The organism is Pseudoalteromonas rhizosphaerae (genome assembly GCF_028885455.1).
GTDB classification, from domain to species: Bacteria; Pseudomonadota; Gammaproteobacteria; order Enterobacterales; family Alteromonadaceae; genus Pseudoalteromonas; species Pseudoalteromonas rhizosphaerae.
Genome location: NZ_CP118496.1, coordinates 1,992,647 through 2,009,378, shown reverse-complemented (window position 1 = coordinate 2,009,378; position 16,732 = coordinate 1,992,647). Strand labels below are relative to the sequence as shown.

The 16,732-nt window shown below is 39.9% G+C and carries 13 protein-coding genes; 5 read left to right on the top strand and 8 right to left on the bottom strand.

What is annotated here, in order from left to right; all coding sequences use genetic code 11:
* Window positions 1-305 precede the first annotated feature (305 nt).
* Complete coding sequence (locus PVK79_RS08575; RefSeq protein WP_257326951.1) at window positions 306-1,646, top strand: L-cystine transporter; 1,341 nt, start codon at window positions 306-308, stop codon at window positions 1,644-1,646.
* 315 nt (window positions 1,647-1,961) lie between these two features.
* Window positions 1,962-4,229: a catalase/peroxidase HPI gene (gene katG / locus PVK79_RS08570; protein ID WP_182778179.1), complete on the top strand. Its 2,268-nt coding sequence runs from the start codon at window positions 1,962-1,964 to the stop codon at window positions 4,227-4,229.
* Window positions 4,230-4,376: 147 nt separating this feature from the next.
* Here katG and PVK79_RS08565 read toward each other — a convergent pair whose 3' ends face one another.
* From PVK79_RS08565 to exaC, 3 genes are all read right to left on the bottom strand, one after another.
* Window positions 4,377-4,574: a CPXCG motif-containing cysteine-rich protein gene (locus PVK79_RS08565; protein WP_145234329.1), complete on the bottom strand. Its 198-nt coding sequence runs from the start codon at window positions 4,572-4,574 to the stop codon at window positions 4,377-4,379.
* A 540-nt stretch (window positions 4,575-5,114) separates the two neighbouring features.
* Window positions 5,115-5,849 carry a subclass B1 metallo-beta-lactamase gene (gene bla / locus PVK79_RS08560; RefSeq protein WP_257326949.1) on the bottom strand — a complete coding sequence of 245 codons (735 nt, stop codon included), beginning with the start codon at window positions 5,847-5,849 and terminating at the stop codon, window positions 5,115-5,117.
* A gap of 715 nt (window positions 5,850-6,564) precedes the next feature.
* Window positions 6,565-8,085 (bottom strand): acetaldehyde dehydrogenase ExaC, encoded by a 1,521-nt coding sequence (gene exaC, locus PVK79_RS08555; protein WP_257326947.1) that lies wholly within the window; start codon window positions 8,083-8,085, stop codon window positions 6,565-6,567.
* A 189-nt stretch (window positions 8,086-8,274) separates the two neighbouring features.
* On the opposite strand from exaC, the gene PVK79_RS08550 reads away from it, so the two are divergent.
* Both PVK79_RS08550 and PVK79_RS08545 read left to right on the top strand, forming a co-directional pair.
* On the top strand, window positions 8,275-9,177 hold the full coding sequence (locus PVK79_RS08550; protein WP_182733996.1) for an AraC family transcriptional regulator: 903 nt from the start codon (window positions 8,275-8,277) through the stop codon (window positions 9,175-9,177).
* 306 nt (window positions 9,178-9,483) lie between these two features.
* The gene (locus tag PVK79_RS08545; protein ID WP_145234337.1) at window positions 9,484-10,866 is read left to right on the top strand and encodes a Na+/H+ antiporter NhaC family protein; all 1,383 of its coding nucleotides are present in this window, start codon (window positions 9,484-9,486) and stop codon (window positions 10,864-10,866) included.
* Window positions 10,867-10,943: 77 nt separating this feature from the next.
* Here PVK79_RS08545 and PVK79_RS08540 read toward each other — a convergent pair whose 3' ends face one another.
* Together PVK79_RS08540 and PVK79_RS08535 are read right to left on the bottom strand one after the other, a co-directional pair.
* On the bottom strand, window positions 10,944-11,360 hold the full coding sequence (locus PVK79_RS08540; RefSeq protein WP_310736407.1) for a type 2 periplasmic-binding domain-containing protein: 417 nt from the start codon (window positions 11,358-11,360) through the stop codon (window positions 10,944-10,946).
* A gap of 10 nt (window positions 11,361-11,370) precedes the next feature.
* Window positions 11,371-12,450, bottom strand: coding sequence for a porin (locus PVK79_RS08535; RefSeq protein WP_392352553.1), 1,080 nt, complete (start codon window positions 12,448-12,450; stop codon window positions 11,371-11,373).
* 446 nt (window positions 12,451-12,896) lie between these two features.
* On the opposite strand from PVK79_RS08535, the gene PVK79_RS08530 reads away from it, so the two are divergent.
* Window positions 12,897-15,077, top strand: a complete 2,181-nt coding sequence (locus tag PVK79_RS08530; RefSeq protein WP_257326946.1) for an OsmC domain/YcaO domain-containing protein — start codon at window positions 12,897-12,899, stop codon at window positions 15,075-15,077.
* Between the two features lie 80 nt (window positions 15,078-15,157).
* On the opposite strand, the gene PVK79_RS08525 is transcribed toward PVK79_RS08530, so the two are convergent.
* From PVK79_RS08525 to PVK79_RS08515, 3 genes are all read right to left on the bottom strand, one after another.
* Complete coding sequence (locus PVK79_RS08525) at window positions 15,158-15,562, bottom strand: DUF1801 domain-containing protein (RefSeq protein ID WP_149979992.1); 405 nt, start codon at window positions 15,560-15,562, stop codon at window positions 15,158-15,160.
* A 149-nt stretch (window positions 15,563-15,711) separates the two neighbouring features.
* Window positions 15,712-16,305, bottom strand: a complete 594-nt coding sequence (locus tag PVK79_RS08520) for a DUF1287 domain-containing protein (RefSeq protein WP_257326944.1) — start codon at window positions 16,303-16,305, stop codon at window positions 15,712-15,714.
* A 23-nt stretch (window positions 16,306-16,328) separates the two neighbouring features.
* The gene (locus PVK79_RS08515; protein WP_257326942.1) at window positions 16,329-16,724 is read right to left on the bottom strand and encodes a DUF6768 family protein; all 396 of its coding nucleotides are present in this window, start codon (window positions 16,722-16,724) and stop codon (window positions 16,329-16,331) included.
* Between the last annotated feature and the right edge of the window lie 8 nt (window positions 16,725-16,732).

The following is a 16,732-nucleotide window of genomic DNA, read 5'->3' as shown; positions in this document are numbered from 1 at the left end:
TTAATTAATAATTAGGAAAAATTCTTTTGAATACAACTTTTTGATACGAATAAACACATTATTAAGATCTAAATAACGACCAAAGAAGTCCATTCATACTGTTTTTATCATTGCTTAATTTAGCATTCATTATTAGCACCTTTAAATAGAAGCTCAACGGTTATATTTGTGTGCAATAGTATTTTTTATACTCAAATATTATTAGCACATATCAATTTGTTCTATAGCATATCAAAAGTGTATTTTCGTAACCCGATACAAAACGCTAAAGTGCCGCGCTTATTCACAGCTTTAAAGAGGATGTTATGTCGCTTGCTGTTTTATTAATGCTGGCATTATTTGTCGGTTTGCTGTTTGCGATTTATCTTTTTTCGCAAAAAAGTAAAACCTTATCTCGCACTGTTTTATTTGGCTTAGTTGTTGGTAGTGCTTTTGGTTTAGCCTTACAATTTTTATTTTCCCACTCCCCGGAGTCTATTAATGACGTTTTAAGTTGGGTAAGTGTTGTTGGTAAAGGCTATGTTGGGCTATTAAAAATGATCATCATGCCATTGGTATTGGTGTTTATGATTGCCGCCGTGGTGAAACTAGAAAACCAAGGCTCTTTGGGCAAAATATCGTTCATTAGTATTGCTGTTTTACTCTTTACTACGGCAATTGCAGCCTTAATTGGTATTGCCGTAACCTATGGCTTTAATTTAAGTATTGAAGGCTTAGTTTCGGGAACCCGTGAGGCAGCAAAAATGAGCACGCTAGAGGGTAAAGCAGCTAATGTAGCTGATTTAAGTGTGCCACAAATGCTATTGAGCTTTATTCCAGAAAATCCATTTGCTGATTTAAGTAACCAACGCTCAACCTCTATAATTGCCGTCGTTATTTTTGGTGTCCTTGTAGGGATTGCCGCACGCAAGGTGATGCTTGAACGTAGCGAACTAGCAGATCCAATTCGCAACGGTGTTAACGCCTTACAAGCCATAGTAATGAACTTAGTAAGAATGGTGATAGCGCTAACGCCTTATGGCGTCGCAGGGTTAATGGCAAGCGTTGTGGCAAACTCAAGTAGCAATGATATTGTTAATTTACTGGCGTTTATTGTGGCTTCCTATGTCGCTATATTATTAATGTTTATTGCTCATGGTTTATTACTTAGCCTAGTTGGTGTGAACCCTAAGAGTTACTTTGAAAAAATTTGGCCAGTACTGACCTTTGCATTTAGCTCGCGTAGTTCAGCAGCCTCTATTCCTATGAATGTGGATGTACAAATTAACCAGCTAAAAGTGCCGCCTGCTATAGCTAACTTATCGGCTTCTTTTGGCGCCACTATTGGCCAAAATGGCTGTGCCGGTATTTACCCAGCCATGCTGGCAATGATGGTAGCACCCAGCGTAGGAATTGATCCGCTGACATTCGAATTTATTTTACCGTTAATTGGCATTGTTGTTATAAGCTCTTTTGGTATTGCCGGAGTAGGTGGTGGCGCAACGTTTGCTGCATTGGTTGTATTACCGACCATGGGCTTACCAGTTGAGATAGTCGCGTTACTGATCTCAATTGAGCCATTAATAGACATGGCACGCACCGCATTAAACGTATCAGGGTCAATGACCTCAGGTGTTATAACGAGTAAATTAATTAAAATGCACTAGATTTTTTGTAGTCGCACAGCTTTGGCTGGGCTTTTTTATCTGTATTACTCTCTCCGCCTTAAGTAAAAACAATCCATTTATCTAATCACTACAACAAAATCAATCACATTTATAGATTGTAGTAATCGCTTTATTTCGCACACACATTTCAGCCCGATGCTATATTCTTTTCATTGCTTTGTTATTCAGGCTTGATTAAGCCTCACTTGAGCAAACAAATTTACAACTCAATAATTTTTAAAGCGATTGAGATCTCTGTTTAAAGTAGTAATACGCTTTGTATAACGAAATTCGTTAACTTTAAGGAAGCTGACAATGAAAAACCGTTCATTCAATAAAAAAGCGCTTGTTGGATTTATAAGTATGGCACTTATATCTGGCACCGCTGTTAGCCAAGAAAAACCACAAATGTCAAAGCCACAAGGTGCTGTTGGCATGGGTGAAGCTAAAATGGGCGCAACCAGAACAAACCAGTTTTGGTGGCCAGATCAACTTAACCTTTCACCTCTGCGTGATCATGATGAACGCTCAAACCCTTACGGTGCCGACTTTAATTATGCCAAGGCATTTAATAGCCTAGATTTAGACACAGTAAAAAGTGATATTGATGCCCTACTAACACAATCTCAAGATTGGTGGCCGGCGGATTTTGGTAACTATGGGCCATTTTTTATCCGTATGACATGGCACAGCGCAGGCACTTACCGTACGCTTGATGGCCGCGGTGGTGCTGGTGGCGGTCAACAACGTTTTGAACCACTCAACAGCTGGCCAGACAACGTAAGCCTAGATAAAGCGCGTCGCCTACTTTGGCCTATTAAACAAAAATACGGAGAAGCACTTTCATGGTCAGACTTAATCGTATTAGCCGGTAACGTTGCTCTAGAAAACATGGGATTTGAAACCTATGGTTTTGCCGGCGGCCGAACTGACGACTGGGAACCAGACATGGTTTACTGGGGTCCAGAAGTAGAAATGCTTGCCAGCGACCGTGAAGATGCCAGCGGCAAATTAGAACGCCCATTGGGTGCAACTCACATGGGTTTAATTTACGTAAATCCTGAAGGCCCTAAAGGGGTTCCTGATCCAATCGGTTCAGCTAAAAATATTCGTGTGGCGTTTTCTCGCATGGCCATGAACGACGAGGAAACTCTTGCACTTATCGCAGGTGGCCACACCTTTGGTAAAATGCATGGTGCGCACAAACCTAAAGATTGTGTGAGTGCAGAGCCCGCAGCAGCAGGCATTGAAGAACAAGGGTTAGGCTGGAAAAACAAATGTGGTAAAGGCCACTCTGAAGATACCGTATCAAGTGGTTTAGAAGGCGCATGGACACAAGCTCCTACTCGCTGGTCATCACTGTACCTTAGCAATCTACTTAACTTTGAGTGGAAACAAACTCGCAGCCCAGCGGGTGCCATTCAGTGGATCCCAACGGATGAATCGTTACATAACGTTGTACCTGACGCTCATATTAAAGGTAAGTTTAACGCACCAGTAATGACCACGGCCGACTTAGCGTTAAAATTTGATCCTGAATACCGCAAAATTGCTGAACGCTTTTTAAACGACCCTAAAGAGTATCAACTGGCATTTGCTAAAGCATGGTACAAATTGACTCACCGAGATATGGGGCCACCACGTAACTTCTTAGGTAAAGAAGTTCCTAAAGAAGACTTAATTTGGCAAGATCCTATTTCAGCAGAGACTCAATCAAACATTGATGCTGGCGCAGTAAAAGAGCTTAAAGCCAGCATTTTAGATTCAGGTCTTAGCGTATCAGAGCTAGTACGTGTTGCATGGGCATCTGCTGCAAGCTACCGTCATTCCGATATGCGCGGTGGTGCCAACGGTGCACGCATTGCGCTTGCTCCACAAAAGGATTGGGCGGTAAATAATCCGGCCGAAACTGCAAAAGTACTTAAAGTATTAAAAGCGATTCAAGCCGACTTTAATGATAGTTTCTTTAGTAAAAGCCAAGTATCACTGGCCGACCTGATTGTGTTAGCTGGTAATGCAGCGATTGAAAAAGCAGCGAAAGATGCAGGCTACACAGTAGACGTACCTTTTAATGCTGGCCGTGGCGATGCTACGCAAGCTCAAACTGACGTTAATGCATTTAGTTTATTAGAGCTGCCTGCCGATGGCTTTAGAAACTACTTTGATGCTGAACAAAGCTACAAATCGCCAACTGAAATGCTAATAGATAAAGCAGATCAACTTGATCTAACAGTGCCTGAAATGACGGTATTAGTAGGCGGATTACGTTCGCTTGATGCAAACTATAAAGGCACTGACTACGGCGTATTTACTGACAAGCCAGGCACTCTAAATAACGATTTCTTTGTTAATTTATTGGATATGTCTACGGTTTGGAAAAAGTCATCAGATGCGGGGATTTATCAAGGCTTTGATCGTCAATCAGGTGAGCAAAAGTACACAGCCACTTCAGTTGACCTTATCTTTGGTTCAAATTCAGAGCTGCGTGCAGTTGCAGAAGTATATGCCTTTGATACATCAAAGCAAAAGTTTGTAGAAGACTTTGTTGCGGCATGGACTAAAGTAATGAACTTAGACCGTTAATAACCATTAAGTAATGCAACCATAGCGCTGCAATTAATTGCAGCGCTTTTTATGTTGGTTAGTCATACTCTTTTATATATTACTGCATTGCTTTGCAGCTAAACATACTGCCCAAACCTTGCTGAGTGTAAGTGCCTATAAAGATAGTCAATAAGCTTCGTCATCACTAAAAACCGTCACTGAAAGCTCTTCATCTATATTTTCAAAAACCAAAAAATTAATAGGCTTACAACAGACTTGGCAGTCCTCAATATATTGTTGATCAACATCTGCCGGATCGAGCAGCACGTCAATATTCTCACCACAATAAGGACATGCTATCGTTTTTTCAGTTAATTGATTCATTGCTATAACCTCACATATTACTTGCTATATCCATTATCATTAGACATATAGTATCAAGGTGCATTTCTTTGTGCAGGCTCTTTGTTGAATTTCTTTGCTGGAGCAATCAGCATACTATATTCACTGCTAGCTGCCCCATCACCTCACCTGATTAAAGGTTTGGTAACAATAATCCAACCAAAGTGCTTAGCCTACCTTAGGTAATAAAATGATTGCTCATTTTATAAAGCTCCTAAGCAACGTTTAAACCTCCAGCAACCTGGTCATCTTCATTTACAGCAATTTTCGATAATTTGATAATCTTTAACTTCTACTTTTTTGCTAAATTATTTAGTAGTTTTATAAGTTGATAGCTCTAAACGTAGTTTAGTATTTTTTAGATGACAGTAAGAGGTTGGTTTTGGTGGCTTTAAAAAAGTTAACCAATGAGTTTAGGAGGCGTAAGATTAGTTCCTATAAAGGATAATCCTACGTTCTCCCCACATAAAAGGCGCTCTATTAGAGCTTGACGAGATCTTTTATGTGATTATTAGTGTATATTTATTGCGCAGACTCACTTAAAAGCATTAATGTGTTTGAAATTAATGAAAAATCACCTAGCTCACCATGACCTGGGACTACTATCTGTGCAGAGTTATACTCCTGGCTAATATGTTTCATTCCCTGAAGCCATGAACTAATATCACTATGTGCAGTATTGCCTAAAGAGGTTGCTCCTTTAGCGCGAACGGCACAACCACCAAACAGAATTTTTTCTTGTGGTAACCAAATCATCAAGTTGTCCATTGCATGACCTGGACCTGGGTAAATAACATCAATTTTTCCTAAACTAACCATGCTTCCAGGTGAAATTATTGATTCTAAAGATTGATCTGGTACTGGCAAGCCATACTCAGTAGCAAATTTTTGCGTTAGAGGATGCGAATAAACTGGAATTCCTTTTGATTTTAAAGCATCCGTACCCGCAATCCGATCACCATGAGCATGAGTTACTATTGATGTTTTAATCGGTAGTTTAATCTTCGTTCTAATTTGCTCCATGAGTTCTAACGTAGCAAGCTCTCCCCAAGCAGTATCCACTAAAACAACGCCTTCCCCATCTTGAACTATTAATCCACTTGAAGGAAATTTTACTCCATTTGGGTATGTATAATATGAGGTATGAACCCACACTCCTGAAGCGATCTTTTTTATTTCAACATCAGCACTTGCAAACGCCGACATTGAGATCGTAGAAAATAAAATTATTAAAGTTAGATGTATGATTCTTCTCATACTTTTCCTCTGCGGTTCAAAAAATAGTAAAATAATCGCACATAGTACTGCCGATAACATACTTACCCTCAAAGTGTTTTAACAAACAACTTAATTCATTGCTATATTAAACTCATTAAACTCATTAAACTCATTAAACTCATTAAACTCATTAAACTTAAGGGTGTTGGGTAAAACGAAAAAGCAACAGGCATAAATATCTTTGCCTAAGACAGTGCATATCTAGCCTCACAAAGTTTAGGACATTAAAAGATGTTTGCATAAATATATTCAAATTCATCATCTTTTTCATAAAATACGACATCCCAAAGGGATCCTTTTGCTCCGCCTCGCTTATTGCAAACTCAATATTTTTGCGCATATAAGAGCTCAAAATATCTAAATGACTTCAAGGAATTGGGATTTAATTTTTAGCAGCTTAGATTGCACTCCAGCCTCTATAAAAACCTAACGAGCCTGAAGAGTAATTCGTTTTTAATTTATTTTTTATTGATGTATTAACCACAGTCGAATTCCTATTTTGATTCAATCGGTTACTTCTATTTCACGAAAAATATAAAAAGAGGACTTGGTGTTGTTTTAATTGGCATTTTGGAAGGTATTACAGGTGTTTGAGGATATAAAGCGCAGTGCTTTAGAAAAGTAAAAAAGCGCTGCAACAATACAGCGCTTTCATTACTCATAAAAATTATTTGTTTAAGCTTAACCGCTTTATTTAAAAGAAGCCGAGCGGATCTTCGCTGTAGCTTACTAATAAATTTTTAGTTTGTTGGTAATGGTCAAGCGCAAGCTTGTGGGTTTCGCGGCCGATGCCTGATTTTTTATAACCACCAAACGCAGCGTGTGCAGGATACATATGGTAACAGTTGGTCCATACACGGCCTGCTTCTATTTTGCGGCCAAAGTGATAAGCACGGTTCATGTTGCGGCTCCATACCCCTGCGCCTAGACCAAATTCAGAGCTATTAGCCAGTTCGAGTGCTTCGGCTTCGTCTTTAAAGGTCGACATTGAAATCACCGGGCCAAAAATTTCTTCTTGGAATACCCGCATATCGTTAGTGCCTTTTAACAGCGTTGGCTGAATGTAATAGCCGCCATTTAGCTCATCTGTTAGTTGCTCTACATTGCCGCCAGTAAGTACTTGTGCGCCTTCTTTTTTGCCAATTTCAATATAGCTGAGAATCTTATCAAACTGTGCTTTAGACGCTTGTGCGCCTACCATGGTTTCACTATCAAGCGGGTTACCGCGTTTAATTTTTAATGTGCGCTCTAAAATACGCTCAATAAACTGCTCGTAAATATCTTCTTGAATAAATAGTCGCGATGGGCAAGTACACACTTCACCTTGGTTAAAGTACGCAAGTACTGCGCCTTCAATGGCTTTACTTAGGAAGGAATCGTCTTTTTCCATTACATCGTTAAAGAAAATATTCGGTGATTTACCACCGAGCTCAACCGTTGATGGAATAATGTTATCAGCGGCACATTTTAAAATGTGTGAGCCAACAGGAGTTGAGCCGGTAAAAGCAATTTTAGCTATACGCGTGCTGGTTGCCAGCGCTTCGCCCGCTTCTTTACCGTAGCCATTTACTACATTAAGCACGCCTGCAGGCAATAAATCACCAATAATTTCCATCAACACTAAAATAGATACTGGTGTTTGTTCAGCCGGTTTGAGTATCACACAGTTACCTGCGGCAAGCGCTGGTGCGAGTTTCCATGCGGCCATTAGAATTGGGAAGTTCCACGGAATGATTTGTCCAACAACGCCCAGTGGCTCATGAAAATGATACGCGACTGTGGTTTCGTCTATCTCGCCAATACTGCCCTCTTGGGCGCGAATACAACCGGCAAAATAACGAAAATGATCTGCCGCCAGTGGGATATCTGCCGCCAATGTTTCGCGAATGGCTTTACCGTTATCCCACGTTTCTGCAACTGCAAGAAGCTCAAGGTTTTGCTCTATCCGATCAGCTATTTTTAATAATATATTGCTACGAGCCGTTACTGAAGTTGTACCCCAAGCAGCTTTTGCAGCGTGGGCTTTATCAAGGGCAAGTTCAATATCCGCTTTATCAGAGCGTGGTACTTTACAAAATACTTTACCATTAACGGGGCTAATATTATCAAAGTACTGACCATTTACAGGCTCGACCCACTGTCCGCCAATGTAATTACCGTACTGGGATTTAAAGTTAATAAGTGCGCCGCCGCTGCCAGGATTTGCATAGATCATTGTGTGTGTCCTTTATTCAAAATGTTGCTTTTTAAATTTAATCAAATTGACTAAGTTTGACGGGAGATTGTTGTTTATTTATCCGTCACCTGTTGACATTAGCTTATAAGAAGCATAAAAACTTGATTAGCTGTCCAAAAAACATGTCTGTGCGTCCAAACTCTGTTGGTCGTGTTTAAAGGAAATAAAATGAATACCACGTTATTGACTGAAAAACTGACTAAAAAGCGCCAAGCGGTTGATGTACTGATCGAAAATAAAATTACTTTTGCCTCAGACAACGCCGAGCTGAGCATTTACGACACCTACCAAGACGCACAAAAAGTAGCACTGCATTCCAGCGAACTGCTGTTTTGCGGCATGATCAGCGGTAAAAAAGTGATGCACGTTGCTGACAGTAACTACCATGAAGAGTTTTTACCCCAGCAATCATTTGTATTAGCACCCGAACAAGGGGTTTTAATCGACTTCCCAGAAGCATCAATGAAGCAACCTACCACCTGTTTGGCTATCGAAATTAGCCGCGATAAAATCAGCCAAGTAGCTGACGCGCTAAATATGCAGCAGCAAATAAGCAGCGATGATTTTTTTCATTACATTCCAAAGCTGGTGCATACCCAACACAATCAACAAACCCAACAATTACTTGAACGGATGATTGGGTTATTTAGCGAAAACGAGCAAGATCGTCATTATCTAATTGATCTATCAGTAAATGAGTTAATCACTCGATTATTACAACAACAAAGCCGCGATTTAATGCTCGCCAATTGCCAACAAACTATTGCATGCCCATTAACCGATGCCCTGCATTTTATTAAAGAACATCTTAATCAAACTTTAGATATCGATACTTTATGTAAAATAGCCTGCATGAGCCGTAGTAAATTTTACCAGCAATTCAAGCTCGCCTTTGGGCAAAGTCCGGCCATGTGGCAACAACAGCTAAGATTAAAGAAATCTCGCCAACTTCTACAATCAGGACAACAAATAAGTCAAGTTTGCTACGATCTTGGCTTTACCAACCCCAGTCACTTTAGCCGTTTGTTTAAGCAAAAATTTGGTGTTTCACCTAAACAATGCAAGCATTAATATTCATCTATTAAGAATTTTTAACTAAATTAAAAGTTTTTATTGACTCGAACGCAATTGCAGATTATTTTCCCGCTGATGTTTTTATCGGCATAACAATAGCGGCATGCATCCCCTGCACCGTCTGGCGCCAAGCCAACGCATTTTACTGTGTCGCAATTGTGCTAAACCCACCGCGAAACCTAACAGTGACTTCTGCGTGCAAAAGCAGTGACTTGGAATATCAGCCGTTGGGCTAACATTCTTTGTTTTTGTTAAGCAGTTTGAGCCAATTACTCAAATGCTTTTTATTTTGTGAATACTTAAATGCTCGAACCTTCTGCGTTAAGTCTTGTGCCGCCAGTTGTAGTGGTGGTTTTGGCGATCGTGCTACGTCGTCCTATTTTATCTTTGCTGATCGGTGCCCTTGTTGGCCTTGCTATGTTAAATCCTGTTGAAATGCTTAGCAACTTTGCTGCGGCATCATTAAAAGTAATGGTAGATGAAACAATCGGCTGGCTTATTCTAGTGTGTGGTGGCTTTGGTGCGTTAATCGCATTACTAGTGCGAACCGGTGGTGCAGCAGCATTTGGTAGTTTTGCGCTGCGTTTTTGTAAAGGCCCACGCTCATCTTTACTCATGACCTTTTTACTTGGTATCGTTATTTTTATTGATGACTACCTCAATGCGCTTACCGTGGGTGAAACCATGAAACGCATTACCGATAAATTCAAAATTAGCCGTGAGATGCTTGCTTACGTAGTTGACTCTACCGCAGCGCCAATTTGCGTATTAGTACCACTGTCTACATGGGCAGTATTTTTTGGTGGCTTATTGGTTGATAACAACATCGCCGTCGAAGGCCAAGGTATTGCCGTGTATATTCAAGCAATCCCCTATATGCTGTATGCATGGTTTGCCGTGTTACTTGTGCCATTAGTGGTACTTGGTGTTATCCCTTTATTTGGGCCGATGAAAAAAGCCCAATTACAGGCAATGCAAGAACAACCGCAAGTAGATCCTGCACAGTACAACGAAGTGCAAACTGCCGATGAATACGCAGTAAAAGCCGTTGAAGAAAGCTTTGAAAGCGCAGACAGCCACGGCAAACTGTACAACTTTTTACTGCCTATTTTATTGCTCGTTGCGTTCACTGTGTATTTTGACATTGATGTATACAAAGGGTTATTAGCGACATTCGCCGTGACGCTTCCATTTTATATGCTGCAAAAGCTAATGCCATTTGCCGAAATGATTGAAAAAATGCTCGATGGTTTTAAAAGCATGTTGCCAGCAATAGGAACTGTGATCGCCGCATTTATTTTTAAAGATGTGTGCGACCAACTACTATTACCACAGTTTGTAATTGATTCCTTAAGCCCATTCATGACCGCAGGCTATTTACCTGCAGTGGTGTTTTTAGCAATGGCAATTTTGGCGTTTGCTACAGGCTCAAGCTGGGGTATTTTTGCGGTAACAATTCCTATTGTGATGCCTCTGGCAGTCGCGGTTGATGCAAATATACCGCTGGTGATTGGTGCGCTGTTATCTGCCTCATCATTTGGTAGTCAAGCATGTTTTTACTCAGATTCAACTGTCCTTGCAGCCCAAGGTTCAGGCTGTAACTTAATGAGTCACGCAATTACTCAATTGCCCTATACACTCATCGCAGCAGCCTGTGCATTTGTCGGGTTTTTAGTGATTGCTTAAGGTGTATAAATCTAAAAAAAATCGATTACAGTTTCCTGTAATCGATTTAACGTTTTGCGTTTTTATCTAAATTATTACTAAAACTTCCCAACCGATTTCACTGAATCGGTTAGCGATGCAGCATTAATATAACCAATCATACTTGGATTTTTACCCACTAAATCAATTACCTCTGCATCATTAGTCACTTCTTTAGGAGGCGAGCCTTTACCTGTAAAAATCAGCTTTGACCAGTATGCTTTTAACTGGCTACCTGATTTTGATAAAACATTCGCATCAAACTCTTGGCGTGCTGTAGAGGCTTCCTCTTGATTCAATGGAACAGCTTGATTGCCATCAGAAAATGATTTGGCCTTGCCTAAAAAGAGCTTTGAAATCTCAGATTGATCAAAACTACTATTATTTGTAGGATGAACAACAACAACTACTTCCGCGTTTACTGAATAACAACTAAGCAATAAAAGTGGTAAAAGTATCTTTTTTAACAACATCATAGCGTATTCCTTAAAATACCAAGTCAATGCCAAGTGTGATCGACTCACTATCACCTGCAACAGCTAAATCAAATGATTTATCATTCACTTTATCAAACTGGACTTTAAAAGCCGCTGAAGAATGAAAATCCCAGCGTATTCCGACTGACGTTGTATTGTGCTGTTCACCATCATCGGCATCTTCTTTAAATTGAGAGTAAGAAACATAAGGAGTAATTGTGTCTAAACGGTAACCTAGCGTAATCATTGAAGTGTCAAGGTTGCCATTCAAATCCAACCGGTTTAACTCTGTTAATATAAATAAACTTTCAAAGTCTAAGTTAACTGCAACACCATAAAACTTACCTGTACGGCTAGTTTCACCGTCAAATAATACTCGCTCACCACTACGGTAGCGCTCATTTTTGTAAGTCATATGGGTTAATCTAACTTCGAACCACTCTTTATTTAATTGCAATACCCCACCTAACATATCACGCCAAATTTCACGAGTTGGCTCTTTGAAAAAAAACTCACTAAGGAGCTTATTTTCTGTATCATCCTCTTCTCCATAATAAAGATTGCCCATTACAGACCAATCACCAATTTCACCGCTGTATAGTGCATTTACGCCGTTGTAGTTAAATATTTGCCACGTATAATTATCCGCAGGCGGACGCATCCATACATAGGCGTAACCTACATCATAAAAATCCGAATAATAAAACAGGGGCAATCGTTTTTTACCTGCTTGAACAGTCCAATTTTCATTAATCTCATATGAGAGATAAGCCCATTCAATTTTTGCATCAAAATCATTAGCGCCTCGAGCAACTAGTTGGCCTGTCACCGATAGTCCATCAGCTAAATCAGCGCTAATTTGTAGCCCAAATAAGCTCTCTGGTTTAAACGAAACATCTTCGTCGTAAGACGATACTATTGGATAATCGGCCAAAAAAGTAGGTGGTATATCGTACTGCGGGACCCCACTTCCAGATAAAACTTTACCAGCATTAATACTAGTAAACCCTGATAAGTTGATCTCGCCATAAGAAGCACCTGTAAACAGGATGCAATTTACAGTTAATAACCAATACAGCTTTTTCATCATCTGCGTTACCTTATGATATTAGTCTTTTGCAATATGCATTATTAAAGTTAGACCACAGATGAAAATTTTGCCTACTATATTCAAGCTCCCACCTCAAATTAATTACAAAACAACAACAAAATTAAAACATCAGTGATAATAGCTTTAATCAATTAGTACTAAATTATTTGGAGTTCACGACATTTTCTACCTCTTACTGTAAAAACTTTAGGCTTACTCTGAGTATAAAGTTTACAGCCTCATAAATAGTTCAAAACCAGCGAACCACGTGACTTTTACCAATTTATGCGCTGCAAATAGCATTTATTTTAATTAACCTCGACTATTACTTGTATGTGCTCCCTTAAAAAGCGGATAATTGCAGCTAAATGAAAATACACTGACAAAGTCTGGCGCAAACACCTGTTGGCCTTACTTATTAGTGCGCACGAAGGTGGACCAACTCAATGGAAATTAAAGTTAATTTTCTCGATAATCTTAGATTAGAAGCTAAGTTTGACGATTTCTCAGTCATTGCGGATCAACCAATCCGTTATAAAGGCGATGGCTCTGCGCCAAGTCCGTTTGACTACTTTTTAGCATCTTCGGCTTTATGTGCTGCGTACTTTATTAAAGTGTATTGTAATGCCCGTGATATCTCGACTGACGGTATTCGTGTTGCGCAAAACAACATTGTTGATCCTGAAGATCGTTATAACCAAATCTTCCAAATCCAGGTTGAACTCCCTGAAAGTATTTCAGAAAAAGACCGCACCGGCATTTTACGCTCTATTGATCGTTGTACCGTAAAACGTGTTATACAAACCATACCTGAATTTAAAATTGATGCGGTAGAGAGCTTAGATAACGACGCACAAGCCATGTTAATGGCAAAATCAGAAGGCAACGAAAACACCTTTATTTTAGGTAAAGATTTACCGCTTGAGCAAACCATTGCTGATATGACTGCGATTTTGGCTGACTTAGGCATGAAGATTGAAATTTCATCATGGCGTAATATTGTACCAAACGTCTGGTCATTGCATATTCGTGATGCTGCATCACCGATGTGTTTTACCAATGGTAAAGGCGCCAGCAAAGAAAGCGCATTATGTTCAGCCCTTGGCGAGTTTATTGAACGTTTAAACTGTAACTTTTTTTACAATGACCAGTTCCTTGGTGAAGAAATTGCCAACAGCGAATTTGTTCATTACCCGAACGAAAAATGGTTTCAGCTCACTGATGATGACTCACTACCAGAAGGTATTTTAGACGACTATACCCTGAGCATTTACAACCCTGAAGATGAGCTGTGTGGCTCGCACCTTATCGACACTAACTCTGGTAATGTTGAGCGAGGTATTTGCTCGATCCCATATGTGCGTCACTCTGACGGCGAAACTGTGTACTTTCCATCAAACTTGATTGAAAACTTGTTTTTAAGTAACGGCATGAGTGCGGGTAATAACTTTGCCGAAGCCAAAGTACAATGTTTATCTGAGATTTTTGAACGTGCTGTTAAACGCCAAATCATCGAGCAAGAACTGGTATTGCCAGACGTACCAGAAGCGATACTTGCTAAATATCCTAGTATTGTTGCCGGTATTAAAGGCTTAGAAGAGCAAGGCTTTCCGGTTGTTGTAAAAGACGCATCTCTAGGCGGGCAATTCCCTGTCATGTGCGTAACGTTAATGAACCCGAAAACCGGTGGCGTATTTGCTTCATTTGGCGCACACCCAAGTTTTGAAGTCGCCCTTGAACGTAGCTTAACAGAGCTATTACAAGGTCGCAGCTTTGAAGGTTTAAACGACGTACCTAAACCAACATTCAACAGCATGGCAGTATCTGAACCTGAAAACTTTGTTGAACACTTTATTGATTCAACCGGTAAAATCTCATGGCGCTTTTTCAGTGCTAAACACGATTATGACTTTGTGGAATGGGATTTTTCAGGTACTAACGAAGAAGAAACTGCTAGCTTATTTGGTATTTTAAAAGCCTTAGGTAAAGAAGCTTATATTGCTGAATTTTCAGACTTAGGCACAGCGTGTCGTATTTTAGTCCCTGATTATTCAGAAGTTTACCCTGTCGAAGACTTAATTTGGGATAACACCAATAAAGCTCTTAAATACCGTGAAGATATTTTAAATCTGCACAGTTTAGATGAAGACCAACTTGCCGACTTAGTTGAGCGCTTAGAAGACAGCCAGCTTGATAATTACATCGATATTATCACCTTAATTGGCGTTGAGTTTGACGAAAACACCGTGTGGGGTCAGTTAACTATTATTGAGCTTAAGCTGCTAATTTATTTAGCATTAGGCGATTTAGAAGCGACCATGGAACTGGTTGAAACCTTCTTACAGTTTAACGATAACACTGTTGAACGCGGGTTATTCTACCAAGCAATGCACGCGACTTTAGAAGTTGCGCTAAATGATGACTTAGAAATTGAAGACTACATTCACAGCTTCACCCGCATGTTTGGCCAAAAAGTAATGGATGCAGTAGTCGGCTCTATCAATGGTGATGTGATGTTCTACGGTTTAACTCCAACCAATATGCAACTTGAAGGGTTAGATCGTCATCAGCGTTTGATCGACAGCTATAAAAAACTGCATGGGGCTCGCGCTGCAAGAGCCAAATAACTATTGTCAGCGCGAGATTTGCGTAGGCGGGAGTTTATATCGCGCTGTTGCTCTTTCTGCCGGACAATAACTTCTTAAATTTAAGCACCTAGCAATGGCAGGTGCTTTATTTTTTTATAGCGCAAAGCCAACGATATACAATGGGCTAGCTCTTTCACTGGCACGGTTTGATTAAGCTTAAACACCAAAGCACGGTTACCTTCATAGCTAAACGTATCACCATAAAGCTCTTTGAAGGTTTCAATAAGTTTAGTTTTACAGTTAAAGTAAATACAAAATTGCTCAGCTGATTTTGGTTTGTGATCAAAACGAATGGTAGTGCCTATTTTTGAAATATAACTCGGCTCTCCCCACTTGAGTGTTTCTTCAAGTTCAGTGATGCCATCCTGCACAGCTACCTGCAAAATCAGACTTCTGATCTCATGTAATACAACCGCGATATTTTCAGGGTACGTCGTAAATTTTTGTTTAACACTCTGATGCATTTAACGCTCCTTAAAGAGTCGTAAAATTAGGCTATTTCGTTAACTCAAGTATTTTTACTTTGTTTATCTGTGCTGAGTAAATTTTGCCCTGCCACTTCGGCTTTTAGCTAACCATGCCGGCTTTTCTGAATGTTTCCAGATACCCGCAATCAATTAACGGCTGGCTCATACCGATAATGGCCGGTGATCTTATAACGAAACAGTACATCCTCAAGTTGCGGCCCTGCGCCTATGTTATGCACTATCAATGGGGTTTTGTTATCTGCAGTGTATGTATCTACCACGATACCGATATGCGGCAAATTGCGCGGCAGCATCCACGTGACAATATCGCCTGCTTTATAGGTCTGAGCATTATTAGTTATAGGCAGCACTGTACCGTGACGTTTAAAAAAAGCCTGTAAATTAGGCACGCGACGATGATCAATATTACTATCGGGTTTAGTAAGCCCCCATATTATTGTTGATGGATAGACTGAAAAATTATCGCGCATATCTTCATGAACTAACTTTTGTAAATCGATACCCAGTGCTCGGTAGCTGCGAATAATCACATCTGTGCATACGCCAATATTGGCAGGTACATCGCCATTTGGATAGGCAATGCGGTGATAAGCGCCGTCATAGCGCACGCTTTGTGTTGTTCTATCATTTGCAGCGTTTACAAAATCATCAGCAAATGAGTTGCTGCTGTAGCTACATACTGAATACAATAACAACAAAGACCAAGTTATGTATTTCATGAAGCTTCCTTTTAACGTTCAGATTAAAACTTAGTTTTTATCTTTGAAGTTGAGTGTTCACTGAGCATCAGCCTTATTTCAAATTCACTTCGCTTAATTTCTTTAATAATAGATTGCCTATTCATCTCCATAAACAGCCAGAGTTTAACGGCAATTTGCATCATTAGACTACTTACAAAACACACAGCCCAAAACAGTTGCTGTGCTATCTGCTCAGCATTAAAATATTGATAGGCTGATAGTATAAAAATTGCCGTGAGTATAAAAGCCAACATGGTACCTAAAACTGTCCAACTGCGCATTTTTCCGCGATATATACCTGTAAACTGTTTAAATAAACCAGAATCAGTCTCTAAAACAGACTCCAAATTGTGTTGTTCAGCCTGTAAGCTCTCTTTTATTTTCTCATCTAAATTCATCACTCTCT

Coding starts and splice junctions, on each gene's coding strand:
- PVK79_RS08575 (WP_257326951.1), top strand. CDS start 306: ATGTCGCTTGCTGTTTTATTAATGCTGGCATTATTTGTCGGTTTGCTG.
- katG (WP_182778179.1), top strand. CDS start 1,962: ATGAAAAACCGTTCATTCAATAAAAAAGCGCTTGTTGGATTTATAAGT.
- PVK79_RS08565 (WP_145234329.1), bottom strand. CDS start 4,574: ATGAATCAATTAACTGAAAAAACGATAGCATGTCCTTATTGTGGTGAG.
- bla (WP_257326949.1), bottom strand. CDS start 5,849: ATGAGAAGAATCATACATCTAACTTTAATAATTTTATTTTCTACGATC.
- exaC (WP_257326947.1), bottom strand. CDS start 8,085: ATGATCTATGCAAATCCTGGCAGCGGCGGCGCACTTATTAACTTTAAA.
- PVK79_RS08550 (WP_182733996.1), top strand. CDS start 8,275: ATGAATACCACGTTATTGACTGAAAAACTGACTAAAAAGCGCCAAGCG.
- PVK79_RS08545 (WP_145234337.1), top strand. CDS start 9,484: ATGCTCGAACCTTCTGCGTTAAGTCTTGTGCCGCCAGTTGTAGTGGTG.
- PVK79_RS08540 (WP_310736407.1), bottom strand. CDS start 11,360: ATGATGTTGTTAAAAAAGATACTTTTACCACTTTTATTGCTTAGTTGT.
- PVK79_RS08535 (WP_392352553.1), bottom strand. CDS start 12,450: ATGATGAAAAAGCTGTATTGGTTATTAACTGTAAATTGCATCCTGTTT.
- PVK79_RS08530 (WP_257326946.1), top strand. CDS start 12,897: ATGGAAATTAAAGTTAATTTTCTCGATAATCTTAGATTAGAAGCTAAG.
- PVK79_RS08525 (WP_149979992.1), bottom strand. CDS start 15,562: ATGCATCAGAGTGTTAAACAAAAATTTACGACGTACCCTGAAAATATC.
- PVK79_RS08520 (WP_257326944.1), bottom strand. CDS start 16,305: ATGAAATACATAACTTGGTCTTTGTTGTTATTGTATTCAGTATGTAGC.
- PVK79_RS08515 (WP_257326942.1), bottom strand. CDS start 16,724: ATGAATTTAGATGAGAAAATAAAAGAGAGCTTACAGGCTGAACAACAC.